Source organism: Marinobacter salinexigens (assembly GCF_008370345.1).
GTDB classification, from domain to species: Bacteria; Pseudomonadota; Gammaproteobacteria; order Pseudomonadales; family Oleiphilaceae; genus Marinobacter; species Marinobacter salinexigens.
The window spans coordinates 137062-145413 of the sequence record NZ_VTUU01000009.1; the positions used below are offsets into that span (position 1 = coordinate 137062).

The 8352-nt window shown below is 53.7% G+C and carries 6 protein-coding genes; 5 read left to right on the forward strand and 1 reads right to left on the reverse strand.

Translation table 11 applies throughout. The annotated features are described in order from the left end of the window. The first annotated feature begins 108 nt into the window (after positions 1–108). Positions 109–2685 (forward strand): ATP-dependent chaperone ClpB, encoded by a 2577-nt coding sequence (gene clpB, locus FWJ25_RS16250; protein WP_149601315.1) that lies wholly within the window; start codon positions 109–111, stop codon positions 2683–2685. A 72-nt stretch (positions 2686–2757) separates the two neighbouring features. On the opposite strand, the gene FWJ25_RS16255 is transcribed toward clpB, so the two are convergent. Continuing rightward, a complete protein-coding gene (locus FWJ25_RS16255; protein ID WP_149601316.1) occupies positions 2758–3231 on the reverse strand; it encodes a DUF4124 domain-containing protein in 474 nt (157 codons plus the stop codon). Between the two features lie 518 nt (positions 3232–3749). Between FWJ25_RS16255 and FWJ25_RS16260 the strand changes: the two genes are divergently transcribed. The 4 genes from FWJ25_RS16260 to pssA all read left to right on the forward strand — a co-directional run bounded on the left by FWJ25_RS16260 (position 3750) and on the right by pssA (position 7974). Beyond that, positions 3750–5468 carry an acetolactate synthase 3 large subunit gene (locus FWJ25_RS16260; RefSeq protein ID WP_149601317.1) on the forward strand — a complete coding sequence of 573 codons (1719 nt, stop codon included), beginning with the start codon at positions 3750–3752 and terminating at the stop codon, positions 5466–5468. Positions 5469–5470: 2 nt separating this feature from the next. Beyond that, a complete protein-coding gene (ilvN, locus tag FWJ25_RS16265; RefSeq protein ID WP_149601318.1) occupies positions 5471–5962 on the forward strand; it encodes an acetolactate synthase small subunit in 492 nt (163 codons plus the stop codon). A 66-nt stretch (positions 5963–6028) separates the two neighbouring features. Then, on the forward strand, positions 6029–7045 hold the full coding sequence (gene ilvC / locus FWJ25_RS16270) for a ketol-acid reductoisomerase (protein WP_149601319.1): 1017 nt from the start codon (positions 6029–6031) through the stop codon (positions 7043–7045). Between the two features lie 92 nt (positions 7046–7137). Beyond that, the gene (pssA, locus tag FWJ25_RS16275) at positions 7138–7974 is read left to right on the forward strand and encodes a CDP-diacylglycerol--serine O-phosphatidyltransferase (protein ID WP_149601320.1); all 837 of its coding nucleotides are present in this window, start codon (positions 7138–7140) and stop codon (positions 7972–7974) included. The last annotated feature ends 378 nt before the right edge of the window (positions 7975–8352 follow it).

An 8352-nucleotide genomic window follows, 5' to 3' on the forward strand; every position in this document is an offset into this window, starting at 1 on the left:
GCTTGAAGTCCCCCCACTTGCCCCTACATTTAAATTCAAAGCAACCGGATACCTTGCACGCCACTCGCGCACGCTGCGTATCCGCTAAAGAATCGGGGTATTGAATCAATGAGAATCGACAAGCTGACGAGCCGTTTACAGACCGCTCTGGCGGATGCCCAATCCCTGGCGGTTGGGAAGGACCACAATTTTATCGAACCGCTGCACTTGATGCAGGCGCTACTGGATCAGGATGGCAGCTCCATCAAACCGCTACTCAAGCAGGCGGGAGTTGAACCTGGCCGGCTTCGTCAGGCTATTGCACGGGAAATCGAGAACCTTCCGGAAGTGAAAGGTTCAGCCGGTGATGTGTCCATGTCCAATGATATGGGGCGGCTGTTCAATATTGCTGACAAGCTGGCTCAGAAGCGTCAGGACCAGTTTATATCCAGTGAGTTAATGTTGTTGGCGGCTCTGGAAGATCGCGGCACTCTCGGTCGCGTGCTTCGGGAGCAGGGTGTTGATAAGGCGGCTCTGGAAAAGGCAATTGATGAGGTTCGGGGCGGTGAGAGTGTTAGCGATGCCGGTGCAGAGGAAAATCGCCAGGCGCTATCCAAGTACACCATTGATCTGACCGAGAGAGCAGAAGCAGGCAAGCTGGATCCGGTTATTGGGCGTGATGATGAAATTCGCCGGACGATTCAGGTGCTCCAGCGTCGGCGGAAGAATAATCCGGTTCTGATTGGTGAGCCCGGCGTTGGTAAAACGGCGATTGTTGAAGGTCTGGCACAGCGTATCGTCAACGGTGAAGTGCCCGATGGTTTGAAAGATAAAAAGGTTCTCTCCCTTGATATGGGGGCACTGATTGCCGGGGCGAAGTTCCGTGGCGAATTTGAAGAACGTCTGAAGTCGGTTCTCAATGAGTTGTCCAAGCAGGAGGGGCAGATCATTCTGTTTATCGACGAGATCCATACCATGGTCGGCGCCGGCAAGGCTGAAGGCTCGATGGATGCAGGTAATATGCTCAAACCGGCCCTGGCTCGCGGTGAATTACACTGTGTTGGTGCCACTACTCTGGATGAGTACCGTGAAAATATCGAAAAGGACGCGGCTCTGGAGCGCCGTTTCCAGAAAGTTCTTGTCACTGAGCCGAGTGAAGAGGACACCATTGCGATCCTGCGGGGCCTCAAGGAGCGCTATGAGGTTCACCATGGAGTAGAGGTGACCGATGGCGCGATCATCGCCGCAGCGAAACTCTCTCACCGCTACATCACGGATCGCCAGTTGCCGGACAAGGCGATTGATCTGGTGGATGAGGCAGCCAGTCAGATTCGAATGGAAATGGATTCCAAGCCGGAAGCCCTGGATCGTCTTGAGCGCCGGCTGATTCAGCTGAAAATCGAGCGGGAAGCCTTGAAGAAGGAAACGGACGCAGCCTCCAAGAAGCGTCTGGACGAGCTAAGCGATGTGATCTCCGGTGTGGAGCGGGAGTACGCTGATCTCGAAGAGGTCTGGAATACCGAAAAAGCAGCGTTGCACGGTTCCCAGAAGATCAAGAGTCGGTTGGAGCAGGCTCGGATTGAACTGGAGAACGCCCGTCGCTCTGGAGACCTTGGGAAAATGTCCGAGTTGCAGTACGGCCAGATTCCCGAGCTGGAACGCCAGTTGGATATGGCGAGCCAGGCTGAGATGATGGAAATGAAGCTGCTCCGTAATCGGGTTACCGATGAAGAGATTGCCGAGATCGTTTCCAAATGGACGGGTATTCCAGTGTCGAAAATGCTGGAAGGCGAGCGCGACAAACTGATGCGTATGGAAGAGGCGCTGCACGATCGCGTTATCGGTCAGAATGAAGCTGTGGAAGCGGTCTCCAATGCGGTGCGTCGTTCCCGTGCGGGCCTGGCGGACCCGAATCGTCCGAACGGTTCGTTCCTGTTCCTCGGGCCGACCGGTGTTGGTAAAACCGAGCTCTGCAAGGCTCTGGCTTCGTTCCTGTTTGATACGGAAGAGGCCATGGTCCGCATCGACATGTCCGAATTTATGGAGAAACACTCCGTAGCCCGACTGATTGGTGCGCCTCCGGGATACGTGGGTTACGAGGAGGGCGGATACCTGACGGAGGCGGTTCGACGCAGGCCATACTCTGTCCTGTTGCTGGATGAAGTGGAAAAGGCTCATCCCGATGTGTTCAATATTCTGTTGCAGGTGCTGGAAGATGGACGGTTGACGGATGGTCAGGGGCGCACGGTGGACTTCCGAAATACCGTCGTCGTTATGACATCAAACCTGGGCTCTGACATCATTCAGCAGCAGGCGGGGGAAGAAAACTACGAATCCATGAAGAACGCAGTGATGGAGGTCGTAGGTACTCACTTCCGGCCGGAGTTTATTAACCGGGTGGACGAAGTTGTGGTCTTCCATCCGCTTGCGGAAAACCAGATTCAGGGCATTGCCCGAATTCAGATCGAGTCGCTCAGCAAGCGCCTGAAAGATCAGGACATGAAGCTGGAGTTGGACGAGGCCGCGATGGAATTGTTGGCGGAAGTGGGATACGACCCCGTTTATGGTGCACGACCACTGAAGAGGGCGATCCAGAGGATGATAGAGAATCCTCTGGCACAGAAGCTTCTGCTGGGAGAGTTTGTTTCAGGGGATACTATTCGAGGAAGTGTTCAGGATCACGAGCTGGTCTTCGACAAGGCCTGATGGCCCATTCCAGTTCAGAGAGCGCGAGCCGGGGCCCTTCAGCCCCGGCTTTTTTGCGTCTGCCCACGGGGTTTACTGACTGGCTTCGCTGTTGTCCGGGCCACAGTTCTCAGCTGCAATATCTTCGAACTGTTTCCGTTTATCGGCAATTTCCTCGGGTGACAGGTAGCGTTGCTCCCCGTTCTCTTCAACCCGTATACGGGCATTGCTGTCAATGATTCTCAGATTGGAGCGGGCAGTGGCGCAATTGGCTTCGCGCTGTTTTCTGCGGGCTTCCTGAACGGCTGTCTCCCGTTCCTGCTCTGCAGTCATCTGTTGCTGTTCTTCCAGATCACCAAGACGCTCCTGGGGGCTGGCCCGATTGGCGGCGGCGCTGGACGACGTGCCAGAGCGGACATTGACCCTTTCGGATTGTTTGCCTGTCGGTTGCCTGTCACCGAAGTGGGTGACCCCGTTTTCATCAGTCCATTTGTATACGGAAGCGCTCATGGCAACGCCCGGGGCGGCTGCCAGAAGTAATGTCAGCGTCAGAATCATCCTGTTCATGGGTCTACTCGTCTTGGGTTTACTGCTTTCCGGGGTGGCGCGGGCCAAGCATCCCGGAACCTCTAATCCTTAAAGTAACTTTATCATGCCATCGTTGCAGTGTTTTTTCTTCTGTCTGGTTCAAATCTCATGAGTGAACTCGAAGCAAGTATGGCAGACCTTTGGCGATATTGAAGAGATAAAGCGCTACCGCCTATTGACAGGGAGTTTCGCGCTGTCAGAATTGGCGATTGCCTGAAACTGGGGGTAATTCGGCAGGCAATCCCGAGCGAGTATCCCCCGTTAATCACCACACTTAATGCATCGAGTCCCGATGCTTGTTGGTTGTTGCTTACGTGCAACCCGTTGATTGGTCGTTCTCCGCAACCCTCAGGAGGCCGACCGGCCAGGAGACAACCTCTTTAGTTCAAGGTGTGGAGGAGCAGCAGGTTCCGCTTTCAAAAGAAGCAAGGACACCGCGAATCCAGGCAACCGGAAGAATTTCCGGCTCATTCACTCGTAGAAGAGGGTAGAAAACCGTGGAGTTATTGTCTGGCGCCGATATGCTGATTCGTTCCCTGCAAGATGAAGGGATCGAGTACATATACGGCTATCCGGGTGGTGCAGCGCTTCATATATATGACGCTCTGTTCAGGCAGGACAAAGTCAAGCATATTCTGGTTCGGCACGAACAGGCGGCGGTTCATATGGCCGACGGCTATGCCCGTGCAACCGGAAAACCAGGTACCGTACTGGTGACCTCGGGTCCTGGAGCCACCAACACGATTACCGGCATTGCCACCGCATTCATGGATTCCATCCCCATGGTGGTTCTGTGTGGTCAGGTTGCCTCGCACCTCATTGGTGAGGACGCTTTCCAGGAAACCGACATGATCGGCGTCTCCCGTCCGGTGGTGAAGCACAATCTTTCTGTGCGTCATCCGGAGGAAATCCCGGAAGTGATCCGCAAGGCGTATTACATTGCTTCAACTGGCCGTCCTGGTCCGGTCGTTGTTGATATCCCCAAGGATATGACTACGCCGAATGAGCGTTACGAATACGCGTACCCCAAGAAAGTGAAGCTGCGCTCCTACAATCCAGCCATTCGCGGGCATGCAGGCCAGATCAAAAAGGCCGTAGATATGCTCCTGGCTGCGCGTCGTCCTGTGATTTACGCAGGTGGCGGTGTCATTCTGGGCAAGGCGTCGGATCAGCTTACTGAGTTGGTGCGGCTGCTGGGATACCCGATCACCAATACCCTGATGGGTATCGGGTGCTATCCGGCCAGCGATAAGCAGCATCTGGGGTGGCTGGGAATGCACGGCACCTATGAGTCCAATATGGCCATGCACCATTCGGACCTCATACTGGCTGTTGGTGCGCGCTTTGATGACCGCGTGACCAACGCGACTGAGAAGTTCTGCCCTGGCGCCCGGATTATACACATCGACATTGATCCTGCTTCTATTTCCAAAACGATCGATGCCGACGTGCCGATTGTTGGGCCGGTAGATGCGGTGCTCAAAGAGATGCTCGCTTTGGTCAGGGAAAGCAAGGAAAAACCGGATTCTGATGCGCTGTCTTCCTGGTGGAAGCAGATCGAGGAATGGCGGGCGTTCCATGGCATGCGTTATGAAACCAATGACGATGTCATCAAGCCGCAGGAAGTCATTGAGATGCTGTGCAAGCTGACCAATGGAGACGCTTTCGTGGCCACCGATGTGGGTCAGCACCAGATGTTTGCGGCCCAGTACTACAAGTTTGACAAGCCAAATCGCTGGATCAACTCCGGTGGTCTCGGCACCATGGGCTTCGGTTTGCCGGCGGCTATGGGTATCAAACTGACGCATCCCGATGACGAAGTGTTGTGCATTACCGGCGAAGGCAGTATCCAGATGAATATTCAGGAGCTGTCGACCTGTAAGCAGTACAACCTGCCGGTGAAGATCATCAATCTGAACAACCAGGCTTTGGGCATGGTGAAGCAGTGGCAGGATATGAACTATGAGTCCCGTCACTCCCAGTCCTACATGGAATCACTGCCAGACTTTATCAAGCTGGCGGAATCCTACGGCCATAAAGGTGTCCGGATCGAGAAGAAAGCAGATCTCGAAGCCAAACTGAAAGAAGTGCTGGCGATGAAAGATGACCTGGTATTCGTGGACATCTACGTCGACCGCTTTGAGCACGTCTATCCGATGCAGGTTGCCCGTGGTTCCATGAAAGATATGTGGCTCAGCAAGACGGAGAGGGTGTGATCATGCGTCGAATCATTTCTGTTTTGCTGGAAAACGAACCGGGTGCATTGTCTCGTGTGGTTGGCCTGTTTTCGCAGCGCAACTACAACATTGAAACGCTGACCGTAGCGCCTACCGAGGACGAGACGCTGTCTCGTCTGACAGTGACCACCACTGGATCGGACAAGGTTATCGAGCAGATCACCAAGCAGCTGAACAAGTTGATTGAGGTGGTCAAGCTGGTTGACCTGACTGAAGGTGCACACATCGAGCGTGAGCTGATGTTGGTCAAGCTCAAGGCAACGGGATCCCAGCGCGCTGAAATCAAGCGTACGGTGGATATCTTCCGTGGCCAGATCGTTGATGTCACCAGCTCTGTGTACACGGTGCAGTTGGCGGGTGACAGCGAGAAGCTTGACGGCTTTATTCAGGCGGTCGGAACAGCCGGTGTCCTGGAAGTAGTGCGTAGCGGTGTTTCCGGTATCGCCCGTGGTGAAAAAGTATTGAGCCTGTAACAAGGCTGTTAATCGAATTGAACATCATGCCCCTTGAGGGGCATTACAAAAGAGTAGAGGTTTCTCATGCAGGTTTATTACGATAAGGATTGTGATCTCTCAATCATCCAGGGCAAAAAAGTTGCCATCATCGGTTTCGGTTCTCAGGGCCACGCTCACGCGTGCAACCTGAAAGAATCCGGCGTTGACGTAACCGTGGGGTTGCGCCCGGGCTCTTCTTCTATTGCCAAGGCTGAAGCCTATGGCCTGAAGACCAGTGATGTACCTTCTGCCGTTGCTGCGGCAGACGTTATCATGATTCTGACCCCGGACGAGTTCCAGGCTCAGCTGTACCGTGATGAGATCGAACCGAACCTGAAGGAAGGCGCTACCCTGGCATTCGCCCACGGTTTTGCTATCCACTATAACCAGATCGTTCCCCGTAAAGATCTGGACGTAATCATGGTTGCTCCGAAGGCGCCGGGCCACACTGTTCGTACCGAATTCGCCAACGGCGGTGGTATTCCTGATCTGATCGCTATCTTCCAGGACGCTTCCGGTAATGCGAAGAACGTTGCGCTGTCATACGCCAGCGGCATCGGCGGTGGTCGTACCGGTATCATTGAAACAACCTTCAAAGACGAAACTGAAACCGATCTGTTTGGTGAGCAGGCTGTTCTTTGTGGTGGTGCGGTTGAACTGGTTAAAGCTGGCTTCGAAACTCTGGTTGAAGGTGGTTATGCGCCTGAGATGGCTTACTTCGAGTGTCTGCACGAGCTCAAGCTGATCGTTGACCTGATGTACGAAGGCGGTATCGCCAACATGAACTACTCCATCTCCAACAACGCGGAGTATGGCGAGTACGTGACTGGTCCTGAAGTCATCAACGAGCAGTCCCGCGAAGCCATGCGTAATGCTCTGAAGCGTATTCAGAGTGGTGAGTACGCGAAGATGTTCATCTCTGAAGGTGCTCTGAACTACCCGTCAATGACGGCGCGTCGTCGCGAAAATGCTGCTCACGAAATCGAAACGGTTGGTGAGAAGCTGCGTGGCATGATGCCGTGGATTTCTGCGAACAAAATCGTAGACAAGGACAAGAACTAAGCGGACTTCCTGCTTGTTCTGAGAAAAACGCGGCCCGAGTGGCCGCGTTTTTCGTATATACTCCGCCCAAATGCTTTCCGGAGTAATTGGAAATGACTGACGATAAGAAGCAAGACGATTCCGTATCAAACAATCACCCACTCGAAAACGATGCGGGCGCGAACCCTCACTGTGATGTCGAGGCGGGTGAGGTGGTTGAAGAGGAGTTGGTTGGGGGTGCCCCGGTTCGCCGCAGAGGTATATACCTTCTTCCCAATGCGTTAACCACCGCCTCACTGTTTTCCGGCTTCTATGCCATTGTGTCTGCGGCCAATGGGGTATTTGATAACGCTGCCATTGCTATTTTCGTGTCCATGATACTTGATGGGCTCGATGGCCGGGTTGCGCGCATGACCAATACCCAGAGTAAATTCGGTGAAGAGTACGATTCCCTGGCGGATATGGTCGCCTTTGGCGTTGCCCCTGGGCTGGTCGCATTTTTCTGGTCGCTGAACGGGTTCGGAAAAGTGGGGTGGGCCGTTACGTTTATTTATGTTGCGGGTACTGCGCTCCGTCTCGCGCGTTTCAATACTCAGATCGGTTCGGTCGACAAGAAGTTCTTTGTCGGGTTGGCGAGCCCCTCAGCCGCAGGTTGTGTTGCCGGCCTGGTTTGGTGCTTCCATACGTTTGAATCATCAACCTGGCTGACGCTGCTTACAATGCTGGTTGTCGCTGGTACGGGTGTATTGATGGTAAGTAATGTGCTCTACCGCAGTTTCAAAGATCTTGATCTGCGGGGGCGGGTGCCTTTTGCGGCCATTCTCCTGGTTGTATTGGCGTTTGTTGTCGTTGCGGTAGATCCAGCGACGGTATTGTTCGTCGGTTTTCTGGCCTATTCGTTGTCTGGGCCGATCCGGGCCCTGTTTCGCAGAAAGCCTCGCAGGGCTTAGTGGTTAAATTTCGATCGGTTTTCGCCTGTTTCTGCTTGCTTTTTGTGCTGGGGGTAGGTGGAAACCGAAGCATTGGGAAATAAGTTGAAAAAGGTCGTTGACAGTTTTCCTGAGGGCTGTAGAATGCGCACCACTTCTGAGGGACAAGACGCCGAACGGGGTCGGTTCTGAAGAGTTAACCACTTGAAAATGTTGGAGAAAAAGTTTTACGGATTCTTCGAAAAATAAGTGGTTGACAAGGTCGGGATTCGATGTAGAATACGCGGCCTTGATTGAGCAGAGGCTCAACGCTCTTTAAAAAGTTAACCAAGTAATTCGTGTGGGCGCTGACTGGGGTATTTCGGACACGAAATATCGAGACAGCGACTCGTCGAAATT

Bases quoted from the DNA above. Each gene is read 5' to 3' on its own strand.
- clpB (WP_149601315.1), top strand. From the start codon at position 109: ATGAGAATCGACAAGCTGACGAGCCGTTTACAGACCGCTCTGGCGGAT.
- FWJ25_RS16255 (WP_149601316.1), bottom strand. From the start codon at position 3,231: ATGAACAGGATGATTCTGACGCTGACATTACTTCTGGCAGCCGCCCCG.
- ilvN (WP_149601318.1), top strand. From the start codon at position 5,471: ATGCGTCGAATCATTTCTGTTTTGCTGGAAAACGAACCGGGTGCATTG.
- ilvC (WP_149601319.1), top strand. From the start codon at position 6,029: ATGCAGGTTTATTACGATAAGGATTGTGATCTCTCAATCATCCAGGGC.
- pssA (WP_149601320.1), top strand. From the start codon at position 7,138: ATGACTGACGATAAGAAGCAAGACGATTCCGTATCAAACAATCACCCA.